Source organism: Stanieria cyanosphaera PCC 7437 (genome assembly GCF_000317575.1).
In the GTDB taxonomy this organism is placed as follows: Bacteria; Cyanobacteriota; Cyanobacteriia; order Cyanobacteriales; family Xenococcaceae; genus Stanieria; species Stanieria cyanosphaera.
On the sequence record NC_019748.1, the window covers coordinates 3,186,648 to 3,203,465 of the forward strand.

The following is a 16,818-nucleotide window of genomic DNA, read 5'->3' on the forward strand; positions in this document are numbered from 1 at the left end:
TTACAATAACTAACAGTTAATTTATTAAGAGTAAAATTTAAAATCTTATTATGCAAGTAGATCGCTTAGTTGAAATTATTTGGTTAGTTTCTGCAAGTTTATTAGTAGTACTTGTTTTACTTCACTCTCCTAAAGGCGATGGTTTAGGAGGTATTGGTGGACAAGCACAATTGTTTACCAGTACTAAAAGTGCAGAAAAAACTTTAAACCGTATTACTTGGGCATTAAGTCTTACTTTTATTGCCTTAACTATCGTTTTGAGTGCTGGTTGGTTAGGTTAATTAATTAAAAAACTAGTAGTTTAATTTCTTTTTGAAAATTATAGATTCAAGAATTAAAGATTGTTTTTGATAAATTATTGACGCTATTGAATTAATTAGCGTCTTTTTTTATTTTTTGGATTTAATATAATTTGAGTAGGGATAATTCAGTAATTATCCTAGATCAAGCTTCAAAATTAATTGACTCTAAACTTGCCAACACTGTTTTGTAACTGCTGAGAAATAGACAGAAGTTCTTGAAATGAGCCAGAAACATCGGTAGCAGAAGAAGAAGTTTCCGAAACAATAGCTGCTACTTGTTGAATAGTTTTCGTAACAGTTTGACTAGTTTGAGATTGTTCTCTTAGTGCTAGAGCGATCGCTTCAACTAACTGATTAACTTCTTCACTAGTAGTAGTCAACTGTTGTAAAGAACTACGAGTTTGTTTCATTAATTGACTTCCAGCTAGTACTTCCTTACTACTTTCTTCCATTGCTCTAACAACTTTATCAGTTTCGGCTTGAATTTCTAACACTAATGCTTCGATATCGGTAGCAGTTTGAGCAGAGCGTGATGCTAGAGATTGTACTTCATCAGCAACCACGTTAAAACCTAAACCTTCTTCCCCTGCACGTGCTGCTTCAATAGAGGCGTTAACAGCTAAAACGTTGGTTTGGAGGGCAATTTTACGAATTAATTCAACTGCTTTAGAAATTTTCCGAGAAGCTTTACCCAATCGTTTAACTTGTTCTTTGGTGGCGGAAGTAGTTTCTCCTAAAGCTAAAATTCTCTCTACTGTTTCGTTAATTGCTTGGTCACCTTTTTGAACTTTTTCGTTGGTTTGTTTAATAATGATTTCAGCTTTAGCTGCTCTACTCGCTAATGTATCCATTGATTTAACCATCATTTCAATTCGATTGAGAACGAATGAAATTTCTTCTTTTTGATAAGAAGTTCCTGTTGCTAATTTCGCGATCGCATTTTCATTACGATTAGTAGTTTCTGCTACAGTTTGTGTCGCTGCTTTGACTTGAGCAACAATTTTTTCTAGATTTTCAATAATCGAGTTATAAGAATTTGCTAGTAAACCTAGTTCATCATCAGTAACGGTAGCGCGGATGGTTAAATCTCCTTGATTAACTGGCTTCAATTGTTCTTGTAATTGTTGTACTCGTTGCTGGAGTTGTTCTTTAGCAATTTGTTGTTGGTTTAAAAGTTTGTTAAGTTCCGCAGTTCGTTGTTCGACTTTGGTTTCCAAATTGTCAAAATAATTTTGTAATTGACGTGCCATTTGATTAAAAGAACTTGCTAAAGCTCCAATTTCGTCTTGACTAGAGACATAAGCTTGATAATTGAAATTTCCATTAGCTATCTCTTTGGCTGCTTGAGTCAGTGATAAAATCGGTGAAGTAATCCGACGAGAAAACCAATAAACACTTAATAATAATAAAACTGAAGAACCTAAGCTAATTATAAAAATTTGACTAGCGATAATTCTAGCAGGGACAAAAGCTTCTTTTTGCTCGATTTCTGTTACTAAAGCTAAATCTTGCTCATCAATCCAACGATAAATACCAAGAACTGATTTGCCATCATGATTTTTATACAATCCTTGACCATCTTGTTGAGCAATAGCAGCATCGATAGCAATGCTAGTTAAACCTTGAGAATATCGGTTATTTTCTGAAGCAGTTGCGGAAACAAGAGTATTTTTTTGATTTAATTGACTGATTAAATAAGTTTTTCCGCTTTCTCCTAAGTGAGTTTGTTTTTCAACAAAATAATTAATTGTATCTAAATTAAGATTAACTGCCAAAATACCAATACGTTGTTTTGCCTGATTAAAAATTGGTGTAGCTAAAGTAACTGTAAATTTTCCTGTGGTAGGAGATTGGTAGAAAATTGGCTTAACTTTAGTTTTTTCAGCTTTAAAATAAGTAATATTATTATCTAGAGGTTGAGATTTACCTTCTAAACTTTGATTAGTAGAAAAAGCAACCAGACCATTATTAGTAAGCAAAGAAATTTCTTGTAAATTTGGTTTGATTTTAGTTAAATTTTTAAAATATTGAGTCAGATTTTGATAAGCAACCTGAGTTTCTGGATTGGAATTTTTGGCAGTAGGATTTTTAAATAATAATTCTGCTTGTTTGCTTATTTCTGGTAATTGTGCCGATAAAAGAACATCTTGACGCTGAATTGTGAACCAATTGTCGATTTCTTCCTCTTGAATTGACGCTGTAGCACTCAAGCGCTCAAAAACTGATTTTTCAATTGCTAGTTTAGCTTGGTAATAAGCATTTAAAGCAACTACACCTACTGTAGTTAAAGACAAGAGCGAAAAAGAAATAACCAGTTTAGATAACAAAGATTTTTGCACAGGACTAATCATAGATTTTCTTTTAAGACTGAGAGCAACAGAGATTTAAAACAATTCAAAAGGGTTGATTTTGCTAAGATAGAGTAAATATTAGCTTTTTTTTGGGAAATTTTATCAATCTTTTTTTATCCTTTAAAATAAAGCAGTATAACCATAAGTATCTGTCTACACTGCTAATAATTCCCGAAAAACTCAGCAAACTATCATAAGACTTCGGTATCTTTCGGTGTTGCATGGGGTTGACTCAAAGAAATAACCCCACGTAAGCTAAAAAAAATTCTCTTGGCAATTGCCAAGAGCGATCGCTAATTAACTGTTGAAAACATGAACATCCTTGTGGTGGAAGACGAACTAGAAATTGCTCAACTAATTAAACAAACTTTAGAACAAGAATCTTTTTCCTGCGAGCTTGCTCACAATGGGTTAGTTGCGTTAGAAAAGTTTCAGCAGCAACAACCAGATTTAATTATTTTAGATTTAATGCTTCCTGGTTTAGATGGTTTGGAATTATGCACTAGAATTCGTCAACAATCTCATCACAAAGATCCTTACATTTTGATGCTAACTGCTAGAGGAGAGGAAATTGATCGCGTTATTGGTCTTTCTACAGGTGCAGATGATTATTTAGTTAAACCTTTTAGTCCCAGAGAGTTAGTCGCTAGAGTAAGAGCTTTATTAAGACGTAGTTTGCGTCATGGTAATTCGACATCTCAGATTTATCAAAGCAAGCATTTTACCCTAGATTTAGACCAGCATCTGGCAACTCGGCAACTGAATCAAAATTCAGAAACTTTGGATTTAACTACTTTAGAATTTAATCTCCTCGCTACTTTTATGAGTTATCCAGGTCGCGTTTGGAGTCGTACCCAACTAATCGATCAATTATGGGGAAATGATTTTTTTGGTGATGAACGAGTAGTAGATACTCATATCCGACGTTTACGGAAAAAGATTGAACCTGATGCTGCTCATCCTACTTTTATTAAAACTGTGATTGGTGTTGGTTATAAGTTTGAGGACTAATTTTTGATTTGTTATCTGAAGGCAAGATTAAGTATATTACTATATTTTTTAAGATTTGTAGTGCTTGATACAGCGAAATTTCTAGCAATTCTCTTGATTTTTGTTCTATAGTTATAGATAAGAGCTTTAAATTTCTAATCATAGATTATTCCGGTGACAATTCATGAGCCTTGCAACCTTATCTCCATCCCCTTCTATTAACTACTCACTCGACATGATTAAAGACGAAGCACGTCAGTTGGTAGAACAAGGGATTATCAGTCGTCAACAACCTATTTACGTACTTTGTCAGTATATTCCCGCGCGCGAATGGGTTTGTGTTGAGTGCGAATTAGAAAAGTGTGATTATCTTTTAAGAGATCCAATCGGTGAATTAATTGCTTACGAAGACTGGGATAATGATTGATATTTAAACAACAGAAGATTAAGTTTTGGAAATTAATTTTATTAAACAAATATAACATCAACATAATCGTAGAGAACCTGGACACCCAGGTTTTTTTTAGGAGGGAATAATATTTAAAAAAACATAAAAATATTATTGTTTATTTACAAAATTGCGACAAAAAGTAACTTACAATACGGAAAAATATAGATTTTATTGGTAACCCTTTTGCCTTAATATCTAATATTAGGGTGTTTGATTAATAGGTTTAACCCTTATGAGTATTAATGCAACTTTGACGGCTTCGGCTTCACCGTTTCGCTATTCGATCGAGACGATTAAAGATGAAGTAAGGCAACTGGTAGAGAGGGGGATCATCAAAAAAAACCAACCTCTCTACGCTCTTTGCCAGTATTTACCTGCTCGTGAATGGTTGGGGATAGAATCTGAATTGGAAAGATGTGACTATCTTTTACGCGATCGCATTAGCGATCTATTAAGTACAGAAAGATGGGACAATGATTAATCTGGCTGTTTAGCAAGAAAAGTAATTTTACCTAATCATTTATATCAAGTCCGTTAACCCGTCTCAATAAATTTACTTGCTTCTAACTTGTCTTTTTCTCCTGCCTCCTGTCTTCACCCACCAATAACATAATTATTCAACAGAACATGATATTAGTTTGGTTTTTCTGATTGACGCAGCTTTTCTAGTTCATTTCTCAGAGCTATAATTTGTTCGGTAAGTTCTTGTAATTCAGATTGAACTTTATTGTCAGTTGGACTGGGGTTAGATACGGTTTCAGTAGTGCTTTGAGAAGTTGTTGCAGTTTTTTGCCATCCACGTTGACTAAGAAAGGTTTCGAGGTTTCTTCTAGCTTCTTGTTCAGTAATTTGACCTTTTTCAGCCCATTTGCCAGTTTTTTCGCTCAACTCTGTTTGTAAATTAGAAATAGTTTCAGTGCGTTTTTGAGGATCGGCAAAAGTTTCACATAAATCTGTTGCTGCTCCTACAGCTACATGGAAGCCTTGTTGCACAAATTGAAAAAGATTATTGTTGTTCATGATGATTTAGATTAATCAGAAATCTAGGGAGCTAGTCAAAAATATTTTATCTATCCTAGTTGTTCTAAATACAGATTTACATCTTCAATTAATTGAGTCAATTCAGCTTCACTGGTGAGCCGAATGCGATCGTCACGAACAGTTAATAAGACTTTAGCAGCAAAAGGACTGGGATAAATATTAGGATTACAAAACACTTCTAAAAACACTTCCCCAGTGTAACGATACTCCATTGAAGGTTGAGGTTGAGGTTTACCACCGCTACCAGCAGCAGCATGAGAGGCAACTGTTTTGAGACTCTGCATTAAAATAGTAATCTCTTGTTGTAAGTTTTTAGCTGCTTCCCCATCAAAACTAAAGCTGATCGAACCCTGAATTAAATTGAGTGTTAATCGTGTCATTGTCATAGATTTTAATAATTGAGGTTAATGCTAAAAAATTTCATCGATTCACCGTCAAAATTTACCAGAGAATCAGCCAAACTAAGACAATCTTTGAAAAAGATCTCAATAAATTAACATATTTATTTTGATTAAAGAGAAATCAAACTATTAGCTGACCGAGGCTGACAAGATTTTTATTTTACGATTTAAAGTATTAATTTGTTTCATTTTATTATTGTCATGCCAGATCATCGTGCTAAAATTCGCCAAGTTCTTTGGATTACTTTGTTACTTAATTTATTTGTAATGGGTTTAAAAGCAGTAGTAGGTTTTGCTACGGGTTCTCTTAGTTTACAAGCAGATGCTTTACATAGCGTCACTGATAGCCTTAATAATGTTTTAGGTTTAGTAACTAATCGTTTTTCGTCTCCTATTCCAGATAGAGAGCATCCTTATGGACATCAAAAGTTTGAGGCAATTGGTGCTTTAGGTATTGCTGCTTTTTTAGGTATTGCTTGTTTTGAAATTCTTAAAGGTTCAATAGAGCGCATTTTTATAGGTATTACTCCCATTCAAATCTCAATTGCTGAATTATGGTTGTTATTGATAGTTTTAGGGATAAATATTTTTGTCGCTTTTTATGAACGTAACGTAGGGAAAAGGATTGGCAGTCCAATCTTAATTGCTGATGCCAAACATACCATGAGTGATATTTGGGTAACTATATTAGTATTAGCTGGTTTGCTTGGAGTTTCTCAAGCTAAGACTTTGAATTTACCTCAATTACAATGGTTAGACGTGATTTTAGCTTTTCCTGTGGCAATCTTGGTTTTTTATAGCGGTTGGACAGTTTTAAAAGATAACTTACCTTGGCTAGTAGATCAAATTGCGATCGCGCCTGAAGCAATTCACCACATTGTCATGGAAGTACCTGGGGTGATCAATTGTCATGATATTGCTTCTCGTGGATTGTTGGGAAGACAGGTTTTTATCGAGATGCATCTAATAGTCGATGCGTCTGATGTAGAAACTGCTCATCAAATCACTGAAAAAGTTGAAACTCGATTACAAGAACGTTTTAACCCCGTTAGAGTTTTAATTCATGTCGAGCCACCAAATTATCAATCAAATCAAATTAGCTTTGGGATTGAAAATCAATCACTATAAACTGATATTTCATTATAAATCTTTTTCCCCAAAAAAATTGACTTTTCCACAGATTTAACCAAGTTTTCCACAGGAATTAACCAAAAAATTCATTTATTTAATTAAGAATTTCTAGATTAAGTTATTTTGCTAATTGAGCCAAAAGACTAGAAGAAGGAAAAGACATTTTAGGACTTTCTTGAAGTAGATAATCAAGAAAAGTTTGAGCGATCACAGATAGCTTTTTACCTGCTAAATAAGAGACATACCAATTACGTTTGATTGGGAAATGCTCTACATCAAGAACAGTTAACTCTCCACTCATTCCTTCTGAGATTAAACAATGTTCAGATAAAACTGAAATACCTAAACCACCAGCGATCGCTTGTTTAATTGCTTCGTTACTACCAAGCTCTAATCTAACATTAACTGAAACTTTATATTTAGCAAATAAATTTAAAACTGCTGCTCTTGTACCAGAACCTTTTTCACGCATAATAAAAGGTTGAGCATTTAAGGCATCAATAGAAATATGATGTTGTTTACTTAAGGGATGATCAGCTTTGGCTACTACGACTAAAGGATTATCCAAAAATTGTTTGTTATGAAGATCGATATCTTCGGGAGGATTACTAACAATATAAAGATCATCCTCATTTTCTAACATCCGTCTTTGAATTTCTTGGTGATTAGTTACTTTGAGAGTGACATCGATTCCTGGATAATGCTGACAGAAAGAACCCAACAATCGCGGTACAAAATATTTAGCAGTCGTAATTACTGCCAATCTTAACTGTCCTTGCTTAGTACCTTTTAAATCAGCTATTTTCATTTCAAAGTTATCTAGTCTTTCAAAAATATCTTGACAAGTTGCTAATAACTCTTTTCCTGCATCAGTCAAATAGAGACTTTTGCCAATTTGTTCAAATAAAGGCAAACCTACTGCCTTAGTTAATTGTTTGACTTGACTAGAAACAGTAGGTTGAGTAATAAATAATTCTTCAGCAGCACGAGTAAAGCTACCATGTCGAGCAACTGTTTCAAATACTTTTAACTGATGTAAGGTTGCCTGAATCAAAATTAAAATCTCCTTTGTTTTTTTATTAGTAAATAAATACTAATTTGACGAGGTACTACTGAGAAAGCTCTGAAATCTCTTGTTCATCATTTACTGTAAAACTCAAGCATAGTATTTAATCTATTTTTTTTGGAATTAATATTCGATTGTTTCTATATACATATTACTATAGTTCAGAGAGGAGATGGTATTCCATCACAATAGGAAGTATGCGGTTGAAATTTCAAATCAGCAGTATAACCTTTTTCAGTCGGTCAAAAACTCTGCGAGAGCTTGGGTAGTAAGGATTGTTTCAGCTTCTAAATAGCTCTACGCCGACTACCTTTTGAAGTAACAAATTCTCGCAGTTGTACATTTATACCTAATCTTTTCTCTAACCAGCAACTACCAAAACTATAGGTTCGAGTCTCACTAGATATGATTAGACAAGGGAAGAAAATAATTAACCTAGTAACACAGTTAAAAAAAGATGAGAGTTTTCTCAAATTAATTCATTGGTCGGAAAATGTCATTTCTAAAGTACTGTCCATTGCCTTACTAGTCGTCATTTTTGTAGCTTTAGTTGACTTAATTTTTTTTCTTGCTGAAGATATTTGGAAAGATCCTTTAGGATTTTATAATAAAGGTTTGATTGAGTTATTTGGATTATTTTTAAATATTTTGATTGCCTTAGAGTTATTAGAAAATATTACCGCTTATCTAAAAAAACATATAGTTCAAGTAGAATTGGTTATTGTTACTTCTTTAATTGCTGTAGCCAGAAAAATTATTATATTCGATCTTAAAGTATATAATAGTGAAGATTTAATGGCTTTGGGAGTAGCTATTTTGAGTCTTTCTATTAGTTATTGGTTGATTAAAAAAAGTAATAATTAATAGTAAATTAAAAGACTTTTCTTTAAAAAATAGCAGTTCTCACGCTCTACGAAGTACACTATTAACAGTTATCAGTGATACCGAAGGCACAGGCTTCGCCTGACCAGTGGTCAGTTACTAATTAGTAATTACTAATTATGAGGGATGAATAATCAACAATTAACAAAAACCAGGGTATTAATCTACCTCACGAGAATAAGAAACGCTATAGTTTACCAGTAGAGCTAAATCTAAATTAAACTAATAATAAAAAAATTAGTCTTGCGGAGTTAATCAACTCTAGTGACAATTTCAAGAGAAAGCACGGCAAGACCGTTTCATTTTAGTAAAAGATATAGCAGTTATTACTTTAATAAAGTACACTTCAATCAACAATTAACAAAAATCAAGATGTTGATTGTATTTTATCAAAGTATTGAAACAGCCCTACGAGAAGGTCGGGCCTTTTCTCGACCCGCAAAGTAGATGTTGATTAGCTTAGTGAAGTACCCTGAGCCTAAAGGCATAAGGGCTTCCTACCCAGAAACAAGCGCAGTAGTAGATTTCTTTCGTCCTCTATTACTACGTCTTACAGTTTGGCGACAGGCTTGATCCCCGCTTCCCAAGGTCTTTATTATCCGCAGTGCTTCATCTCTGATGTTTCTAGCTGCATTTACATCTCTATCTATGTTTTTATTATTACAGCTAGGACAGTCCCAAAACCTTATTTCAAGACTCAGCTCGCTTACTTGAAATAGACAATTATTGCAAGTTTTACTAGAGGCAAAGAAACGGTCAACCTCTATATACACTTTGCCCTCGTTTTCGGCTTTATACTTCAATATGGTACAAAATTGACCCCAACCTACTTGGCTGATAGCTTTTGCTAAGCTGCGGTTTCTTACCATGTTACTAACTGCCAGACTTTCTACTCCAATAACTTGATTTTCGTTAACTATCCTGCGTGATAGCTTGTGGTGAAAGTCTTCTCTACAACGAGATATTTTATTATGAATGCGCGCGACTTTAATTCTAGCTTTATTGCGGTTATTAGAACCCTTTTGTTTTCTAGATAGTTGTTGTTGTTTTCGTTTAAGATTTAACTCATGCTTTTTCAACCAACCAGGATGATTAAACTTACTTCCTTCGCTGGTAATGCAAAAATGTGTTAAACCAAGGTCTAACCCTATCGCTTTACCTTCAGAAGATTGAGCAGGTTTTTCTAACCCGTCCTCAAACAAAATAGAAGCATAATACTGACCAGAAGGATTTTTACTGATTGTGACAGTTTTAATTTTCCCTTCGATTGGTCTATGTACTCTAGCTACAATCGAACCTATTTTCGGAACTATTAGATACTCTTCTTGAAGCTTGACGTTGCTTGGATATTGTAAAGACTGCTTGCCGTGTTTAGATTTGAATCTAGGATACATAGCACGTCTTTCAAAGAAATTATTGAAAGCTATGCCCAAGTTCAAACATACTTGTTGTAAGCACATTGAGTAAGTCTCAGACAACCAAGCTGTGCGGACATATCAAGCGTCTGAACCAAGTTCAGACGGCTTGTCCTCTTCTTCTTGCTTCTTAAGAGTGGGTAACATCTTTTTGATATCATAACCAGAAAGACCTTTACCTGTATCTTGATAGGTTTCGTTCATCAAGTTAAGAAAATAATTCCACACCCAACGACAAGAACCAAAAGCTTTAGCTAGCTGCTGTTTCTGTTGAGTATCTGGATATAATCTTACTTTGACTACCTTGAGCATTAGAGTAAATTTAATTTGTTATAAATTATTGTAGCAGAAAACCAGTTAGTGTTTAGTTCGCGCTCCATCCCGTCCCATAAATGGAGACGGGGATTTTCGCTCACATTTCTAACTAAGAGCCTCAGAAAGATAGTCCGCAGTGATTTCGACTAGAGCGATCGCATTTTGATAAAGCATTCTGGTTGGACCAATTATACCAACGCTACCCACTGGGGTATCATCCTGATAGTAGTTAGCTGCAACTAAAGTGCAGATCCGCATTGGTTCGAGAGGATTTTCTGAACCAATTTTGATTTTGACTTTTTTAGAATTACCAGCTAATTCAGGAAGGGTAAAAATTACAGGAAAAAGTTGTTCTTGTTTTTCTTCCAACAGATACAATAGTGTTTGTACTTGTTGCAGTTGAGAAAATTCTGGTTGGCGCAAAACTTCCGCAACACCATGAATAACTATCGGTGTAGAATTATTTGGCTTGACTAAACGATGTAACTCTTGAGCAATAATTTTGATAAAACCAGTATATTGAACAAATTCACGGTCAATTTTGTCCCAATCTAGAGAAGTTATTTGCATCAAAGTTTGTCCTTTGAGTTTTTGATTGAGAAAATTCGACAGTATTTGTAATTCACTTTCGATTAATTCTTCATCCAAGGGTTCTTGTTCGGTGTTTAATAAGGATGATTCTACTAATACTGACTGAGTTTGATAAGAATCAGTCACAATCACCAGCATAATCTGTCCTGAAGGCAAATAAACTAGCTGAAGATGACGTAAACTATCGCTCGGATTTTGAGGAAAAGTAATTAAAGCAATATAACCACTCAAAGCAGCCAGAATTTTGGTTGCTCTTTGTAATAAGTGTTCAAAACTTACTCTTTCCCATTGTAGTTTTTGGTGCAAAGATTGCTCTAGTTGTTTGCTCGAAATTTCATCAGGATTAATTAAGCGATCTACATAGATTCGATAACCCCAATCTGAAGGAATTCTCCCCGCAGAAGTATGGGGTTGAAATAAAAGTCCAGCTTCTTCTAATCTGCCCATAATATTACGAATGGTCGCCGAACTAATATTAAAGCCGTATTCTTCTACTAACGTTTTTGAGCCTACTGGTTCTGCCGTAGCTATATAATGCTGAATCGTAGCTTTAAGTATATTCTGAGATCTTTCATTCAAATTAAATTGATGAGACATCGAGGAAAAAATAGTTTTTATTAAGGAATATATTCTAAATTTTTTGTTAAGTATAACCTCTGTGTTGTTTTCTGAAAATCTCCTAAAGTAATAGATGCGATTGTAGTGGTAATATCAGAGACGCGATATATCGCGTCTGTACACCAGTTATCAGTAAAAACGTAATATATTAGGATTTACTGCCTTCTGCCTTTTGTCTCCTGCCTTCAGATTTCTAGCTAGAATATGAAATTAATCGATTTTTTAATAACGAGAAATAGTTGGATCGATCATTTGAGAATAAGCATCAATTCCTCCTGTAACATTTTTAACGTTAGTAAAACCCTGATTAATTAACCATTGGCACATTTGAGCAGAACGCATACCATGATGGCACATGACAATTGTTTCTGCTTCGGGAGAAAATTGAGTTTTAATTAACTCTTCCCATTGGGCAAACTGACTTAAGGGTAAAACTTGAAAACCTTCAAGTGAAGCAATCTCTATTTCTTCAACTTCTCGAACATCGATTAATTGTAAAGATTCATCTCGATCTGCTAACTGTAAGGCGAGTTCTTCAACAGTAATTGCTGGAATAGAAGAGTAGTAGTACATTGCTTGCCATGATTTGATATTTGTTTGATTAATTGTTAATTTACAAAATTTTTGAGTCTAGGTTGCTGATAAACAAAGCACAAATTATCTACCGATTCCTGCTACAAGATTCTTGATATGATCAATCGGAGCTATATTTGCTAATTTTGAGTTCTGTTAGTCCATGAAATCCCGTTTTTTATTTTTAACTTTAGCAGTCATTGCAGTCACGTTTAGTTTGCTTGCGGTAACTAGCTGGTATTGGATTCTCTCTCAAAGTCCGTTGAATTTGTTGGGAGGTGGGGTAATAACTTATCCCTCAGCAGCAGTATTTGTTCCTAAACAAGCTCCAGTGATGGTATCATTGCTTGCTAATCCAGAAAAACTAGAATCTTTGAGTCAATTAACTGTCCCTATTTCTCAACGTAGACAGTCTCATCAAGAATGGCAAGAACTAAAAAACAACTTATTAGCAAAAACGGGTTTAGATTATAATCGAGATCTTCGACCTTGGTTAGGAGAAGAAGTTACAGTTGCGGTGACATCATTGGATTATGACCGCAATGAAGCTAATGGTGTACAACCTGGTTATCTTTTGGCGATCGCAACTAAGGACAGAGAATTAGCTAAGGAGTTTTTACAAATATCTTATTCTCAACAAGCGATCGCAAATAAAGTTGATTTAGCATTTGAACAGTATCAAGGTGTTAATCTCATTTATCAACGGCAAAAGCAGAATTTTCAGCAACCCAAGGTTTGGGCAAGTGCTGTAATTGGCGATTTTGTTTTGTTTGCTAATTATCCTCAAGTTTTGGAAGAGGCGATTAATAGTGTTCAAGCAGTAGATTTAAATCTTACTCATGCTGTTGCTTATCAAAATGCTTTAAAAACAATTGTACAACCGAGAATTGGACTAGCTTATCTTAATCTTCCTGGTGCTTCAGCTTGGGTTGGGAAATCGGCGACACCCATAACTCCTGAAATCGAACAGATGCTTACTGTTACTTTATCTTTGAATCCTCAAGGATTGGTAGCGCAAACAGCTTTGATTGGAATTGAAGGAGAAAAAGATCGTATTCCTACCTTAACTGAACCTGTAACAGCTTTAAAATATTTACCGAATGACAGTATTTTGGCAGTGGCAGGAGTGGATTTAAATGATTTTTGGCAACAAATTGTCAATGGTTTAGATCCAGATAGTCCTTTGGCGCAATTTATCAATCAAAGTTTGGTTAGTTTACAAACACCTTTAGGAATCGATTTTGCCCAAGATATTTTTAGTTGGATACAAGGTGAATATGCTTTAGCGTTAGTACCCAATTTGGATGCTAATCAATTGGATTGGTTATTGATTGCCGAAAAAACTCCTACTGTTAATACAGATAATGCGATCGCTACATTAGATAGTTTAGCGTCAGATCAAGGTTTGAATGTCGGTAATTTTGAGGTTGAAAATAGTCAAGTTACAGCATGGACAAAACTAAAAACCTCTGCCCGTAATCAATTAGTTAGTTTAAATGCCGAAGTTAAAGGTGCGCACACAAATCAAGAAGACTATGTAATCTTAGCTAGATCGGTTGAAACCATTACCAAAGCGATCAAACCCAATCATACTTCGATCTTAGAACAACCAAACTTGCAAAAAGCGATCGCATCCTTACCAACAAATAATGATGGTTATGTTTATCTTGATTGGGAAACAGGAAAATCCATTTTTGAGCAAAAATTACCAATTATTAGAGTAGTGGAATTGGCTGCCCAATCTTTCTTTAGTCATTTAAAATCTCTTACTATTACTAGTTTAGGTAGTGAAAATGGCATCCGTCGCGCAACGATTTACTTTAATTTAGATTTTTCGTAAAAATTTTTCTACCTATGATCGATTTTCTTGACGATCTGGGTATTAAAGAAGTAGTAACGCAATTACTATACTTCTAAATTTATGAATGTAGCGGTAAAAGAACCAGTCTACATAATTATTCCCATCCATAATCGCAAACAGATTAGCTTAAAGTGTCTGGAAAATCTGAATCAGTGTGGCGATTTACAACGATATCACGTAGTAGTGGTTGATGATGGTTCTACTGATGGAACTACAGAAGCAATTAATTGTCTTTATCCTGATGTAATTGTACTTCCTGGCGATGGTAATTTATGGTGGACAGGTGCAATTAAAAAGGGGATGGAATATTCTTACCAGCAAGGTGCAGAGTATTTTATTTGGTTAAATGATGATACTTTATCGAATAAAGGTGCAATTCAATCTCTAGTTTCAGTTTGTTCTTTGTCTCCTAACAAAATTGTTAGTGGACAATGTTATGCTACAACTGAGTTAAAAATGCCTACTTATGGAGGACAAAGAAAAAAAGGTCTTTCTTTAAATTTGTTATATGCTCCTCAAACAGAAGTAATTAAGTGTGACTGTATGAGTGGTAATTTTGTATGTTTACCACGCTCAATTATTGAAAAAATTGATTTTCCCCCTAATGAGAAATTTCCTCATTGTCTGGCAGATATAGTCTATACTTGGGAAGCGAAAAAAGCTGGTTATCAATTAGAAGTTTTAGGTTGTGCAATTGCCGTTTGTGAGTTTAATCCTCTTTTTGAAGGTTGGTCATCTAATCCTATTCCAATGAAAGAACACTGGAAAATAATAAACTCTCCTAAATCTAATTTGTATCCTCCAGCTTATTGGTTTTATAGTCAAACTTTTTATGGGTGGATGGGAATTATTATTTTCATTCAAGGATATTTTCGTTTACTTTTATTTACGATCGCGCGTTTAATTTTGCCTTTATATTTTCTAAAAAAATTAAAGATTTGTAAAAATAAAATAATTACTAATTATAAAAAAAAATTAAATGAACAATGATAGAAAAATAAATTTATTTATCATTATTCCCGTACATAATCGTAAACAAATCACACTTGCCTGTTTAGAAAATCTTAAAATTTGTAACGCTCTACAAAAATATCAAGTAGTAGTTGTAGATGATGGCTCTAGTGATGGAACTACAGAAGCAATAAATGATTTATATCCGAGTGTAGTTGTTTTAAAAGGTGATGGTAATTTATGGTGGACGGGCGCAATTAATATAGGAATGAAATATGCGTATCAACAAAACGCAAGTCATTTTATTTGGCTAAATGATGATTGCATATTGTCCCATAATACTTTGACTTACTTAATTAGTTTTGTTGAACGAGAAAATCAAAGAGCTATTGTTGGCTGTCAAGGTATTGAATTAGAAAATACGACAGCTTTAGCTTTTGGTGGTAAAGTAAAAACCTGGCGAGGCTATCGATTTATTGATTTGCCTTTCAACACAATAAATACTTGTGATTTACTTAGTGGTAATTTAGTTTGTATTCCTCGATTAGTAGTTGACACTATTGGCTATCCAAATCCAAAAAAATTACCTCATTATGGAGGAGATTCTTTATATTTAATTCGTGCTAAAAAAGCAGGTTTTGAAATATTTGTAGATAATAGAAGTTTAGTTTATAACCAAAAACAACAAGAATCTCATTTATATCCAAAAAATTGGCTAATTGCACAAGGTAATGCTTGGAAAATAATTCAACTAGTTTTTATTCCTCAGTCTGGATTAAGTTGGCGAGTATGGTTAAGTATTAATTGGGAAGCATATTCTTACTGGGGTTTAATTATGTTTTCAAAAAAATATTTTTTTTTAATTGTAATTACTTGTTTAAGATTTTTACCTTTCCAATTGAGAAATTATTTATTTAAAAATTGTAAGTAGTATTGATATACTAATAAGTTTTAATCATGAGTTGTATTAGTGTTGTAATTACTTGTTATTCTGAAGGAAAGCTACTTTTTGATGCAGTAAACAGTATACTGAATCAACCACTATCAGCTTTATAAATAATTATTGTTTGTGACGGATCACATCATCAACCGACTATTGATGTATGTAAAGAATTGCAGAAAAATACTCAAATTCAATTACTATGGCGTGATACCAACGGAGGAACGTCAGTAGCTAGAAATGATGGGTTTGAAGCTGCAAAAGGAGAAATTTTAGTACCGCTTGACGCAGATGATATTTTACCTAAAAATTCTTTAAGTTTGATTTTACAAACTTTTGAAAAGCATCCAGATGCAGGTTTTGTTTATGGAAGCTATTTAAAACAATATCAGGCAGGAGTTGAAGGAAAAATAATTAATCCTGGTAAGATTAATTTAAAATCAATGCTCCAAGCTAAACCATTTACTTTAAGTACCAATTGGAAATTATTAGGTACAACTCCATTACGTAAATCATTATGGCAATCAGTAGGGGGTTATGATTGTGATTTTGGCATTAAAGATTTACATGATGTTGAATTTTGGATGAGAGCATTTGCTTCTGGATGTAGTTATTATCAAATTCCTGACGTTATTTATATTTGGCGTAAATATTTAGGCAATAATAGCAGTAAAGTTACTCCTCTTTCTTGGTATCGTATTGCTCAAAAACATTTTTTAATATATCAAAACTTAGGTTTAGAGTATCGTGCTTATGAGCTTTTACTTTTAGGGAGTAAATGGCTAAATCAATCAGGAGATATACAAATTTTTTCTGAACAATTAAGGCAATTTATATTTAGAGGAAATTTTCAATTATCTACCTTAATTGCTTTTGGAGTTTCCCCGAGTTTATTTCGATTAATAGCTAAATGTGCTAGTCAAAGACGTTAATTTTTTA

The 16,818-nt window shown here is 33.8% G+C and carries 16 protein-coding genes and 1 pseudogene; 10 read left to right on the forward strand and 7 right to left on the reverse strand.

The window, feature by feature from the left end:
- Nucleotides 1–50: 50 nt before the first annotated feature.
- The gene (gene secG, locus STA7437_RS13690; RefSeq protein WP_015193985.1) at nucleotides 51–281 is read left to right on the forward strand and encodes a preprotein translocase subunit SecG; all 231 of its coding nucleotides are present in this window, start codon (nucleotides 51–53) and stop codon (nucleotides 279–281) included.
- 176 nt (nucleotides 282–457) lie between these two features.
- On the opposite strand, the gene STA7437_RS24930 is transcribed toward secG, so the two are convergent.
- On the reverse strand, nucleotides 458–2,653 hold the full coding sequence (locus tag STA7437_RS24930; protein WP_015193986.1) for a methyl-accepting chemotaxis protein: 2,196 nt from the start codon (nucleotides 2,651–2,653) through the stop codon (nucleotides 458–460).
- Nucleotides 2,654–2,965: 312 nt separating this feature from the next.
- On the opposite strand from STA7437_RS24930, the gene STA7437_RS13700 reads away from it, so the two are divergent.
- The 3 genes from STA7437_RS13700 to STA7437_RS13710 all read left to right on the forward strand — a co-directional run bounded on the left by STA7437_RS13700 (nucleotide 2,966) and on the right by STA7437_RS13710 (nucleotide 4,575).
- Nucleotides 2,966–3,664, forward strand: coding sequence for a response regulator (locus STA7437_RS13700; protein ID WP_015193987.1), 699 nt, complete (start codon nucleotides 2,966–2,968; stop codon nucleotides 3,662–3,664).
- A 163-nt stretch (nucleotides 3,665–3,827) separates the two neighbouring features.
- Nucleotides 3,828–4,070 (forward strand): DUF4327 family protein, encoded by a 243-nt coding sequence (locus tag STA7437_RS13705; RefSeq protein ID WP_015193988.1) that lies wholly within the window; start codon nucleotides 3,828–3,830, stop codon nucleotides 4,068–4,070.
- A 256-nt stretch (nucleotides 4,071–4,326) separates the two neighbouring features.
- Nucleotides 4,327–4,575 (forward strand): DUF4327 family protein, encoded by a 249-nt coding sequence (locus tag STA7437_RS13710; RefSeq protein ID WP_015193989.1) that lies wholly within the window; start codon nucleotides 4,327–4,329, stop codon nucleotides 4,573–4,575.
- 152 nt (nucleotides 4,576–4,727) lie between these two features.
- On the opposite strand, the gene STA7437_RS13715 is transcribed toward STA7437_RS13710, so the two are convergent.
- Together STA7437_RS13715 and STA7437_RS13720 are read right to left on the reverse strand one after the other, a co-directional pair.
- The gene (locus tag STA7437_RS13715; RefSeq protein ID WP_015193990.1) at nucleotides 4,728–5,114 is read right to left on the reverse strand and encodes a restriction endonuclease subunit S domain-containing protein; all 387 of its coding nucleotides are present in this window, start codon (nucleotides 5,112–5,114) and stop codon (nucleotides 4,728–4,730) included.
- A gap of 50 nt (nucleotides 5,115–5,164) precedes the next feature.
- On the reverse strand, nucleotides 5,165–5,515 hold the full coding sequence (locus STA7437_RS13720) for a hypothetical protein (protein WP_015193991.1): 351 nt from the start codon (nucleotides 5,513–5,515) through the stop codon (nucleotides 5,165–5,167).
- A gap of 222 nt (nucleotides 5,516–5,737) precedes the next feature.
- Here STA7437_RS13720 and STA7437_RS13725 point away from each other — a divergent pair, with 222 nt between their 5' ends.
- Entirely contained in the window at nucleotides 5,738–6,664 is a 927-nt protein-coding gene (locus STA7437_RS13725; protein ID WP_015193992.1) for a cation diffusion facilitator family transporter, read from the forward strand.
- 121 nt (nucleotides 6,665–6,785) lie between these two features.
- Here the strand turns inward: STA7437_RS13725 and STA7437_RS13730 are convergent, their stop codons facing one another.
- The gene (locus STA7437_RS13730; protein WP_015193993.1) at nucleotides 6,786–7,721 is read right to left on the reverse strand and encodes a LysR family transcriptional regulator; all 936 of its coding nucleotides are present in this window, start codon (nucleotides 7,719–7,721) and stop codon (nucleotides 6,786–6,788) included.
- Nucleotides 7,722–8,138: 417 nt separating this feature from the next.
- Between STA7437_RS13730 and STA7437_RS13735 the strand changes: the two genes are divergently transcribed.
- Nucleotides 8,139–8,597: a phosphate-starvation-inducible PsiE family protein gene (locus STA7437_RS13735; protein ID WP_015193994.1), complete on the forward strand. Its 459-nt coding sequence runs from the start codon at nucleotides 8,139–8,141 to the stop codon at nucleotides 8,595–8,597.
- Nucleotides 8,598–9,112: 515 nt separating this feature from the next.
- Here the strand turns inward: STA7437_RS13735 and STA7437_RS13740 are convergent.
- The 3 genes and pseudogenes from STA7437_RS13740 to STA7437_RS13750 form a co-directional block, all read right to left on the reverse strand.
- Nucleotides 9,113–10,342: pseudogene (locus STA7437_RS13740) on the reverse strand (RNA-guided endonuclease InsQ/TnpB family protein).
- 108 nt (nucleotides 10,343–10,450) lie between these two features.
- The gene (gene hrcA / locus STA7437_RS13745; protein ID WP_015193995.1) at nucleotides 10,451–11,533 is read right to left on the reverse strand and encodes a heat-inducible transcriptional repressor HrcA; all 1,083 of its coding nucleotides are present in this window, start codon (nucleotides 11,531–11,533) and stop codon (nucleotides 10,451–10,453) included.
- A gap of 243 nt (nucleotides 11,534–11,776) precedes the next feature.
- Nucleotides 11,777–12,127, reverse strand: coding sequence for a rhodanese-like domain-containing protein (locus STA7437_RS13750; protein ID WP_015193996.1), 351 nt, complete (start codon nucleotides 12,125–12,127; stop codon nucleotides 11,777–11,779).
- 163 nt (nucleotides 12,128–12,290) lie between these two features.
- Here STA7437_RS13750 and STA7437_RS13755 point away from each other — a divergent pair, with 163 nt between their 5' ends.
- The 4 genes from STA7437_RS13755 (at nucleotide 12,291) to STA7437_RS13770 (ending at nucleotide 16,811) form a co-directional block, all read left to right on the forward strand.
- Nucleotides 12,291–13,967 carry a DUF3352 domain-containing protein gene (locus STA7437_RS13755; protein WP_015193997.1) on the forward strand — a complete coding sequence of 559 codons (1,677 nt, stop codon included), beginning with the start codon at nucleotides 12,291–12,293 and terminating at the stop codon, nucleotides 13,965–13,967.
- Nucleotides 13,968–14,048: 81 nt separating this feature from the next.
- Nucleotides 14,049–14,978, forward strand: coding sequence for a glycosyltransferase family 2 protein (locus STA7437_RS13760; protein WP_015193998.1), 930 nt, complete (start codon nucleotides 14,049–14,051; stop codon nucleotides 14,976–14,978).
- The gene (locus STA7437_RS13765) at nucleotides 14,968–15,870 is read left to right on the forward strand and encodes a glycosyltransferase family 2 protein (RefSeq protein ID WP_015193999.1); all 903 of its coding nucleotides are present in this window, start codon (nucleotides 14,968–14,970) and stop codon (nucleotides 15,868–15,870) included. The genes STA7437_RS13760 and STA7437_RS13765 overlap by 11 nt, the downstream gene beginning before the upstream one ends.
- Before the next feature lie 131 nt (nucleotides 15,871–16,001).
- Nucleotides 16,002–16,811 (forward strand): glycosyltransferase family 2 protein, encoded by an 810-nt coding sequence (locus STA7437_RS13770; RefSeq protein ID WP_281169273.1) that lies wholly within the window; start codon nucleotides 16,002–16,004, stop codon nucleotides 16,809–16,811.
- The last annotated feature ends 7 nt before the right edge of the window (nucleotides 16,812–16,818 follow it).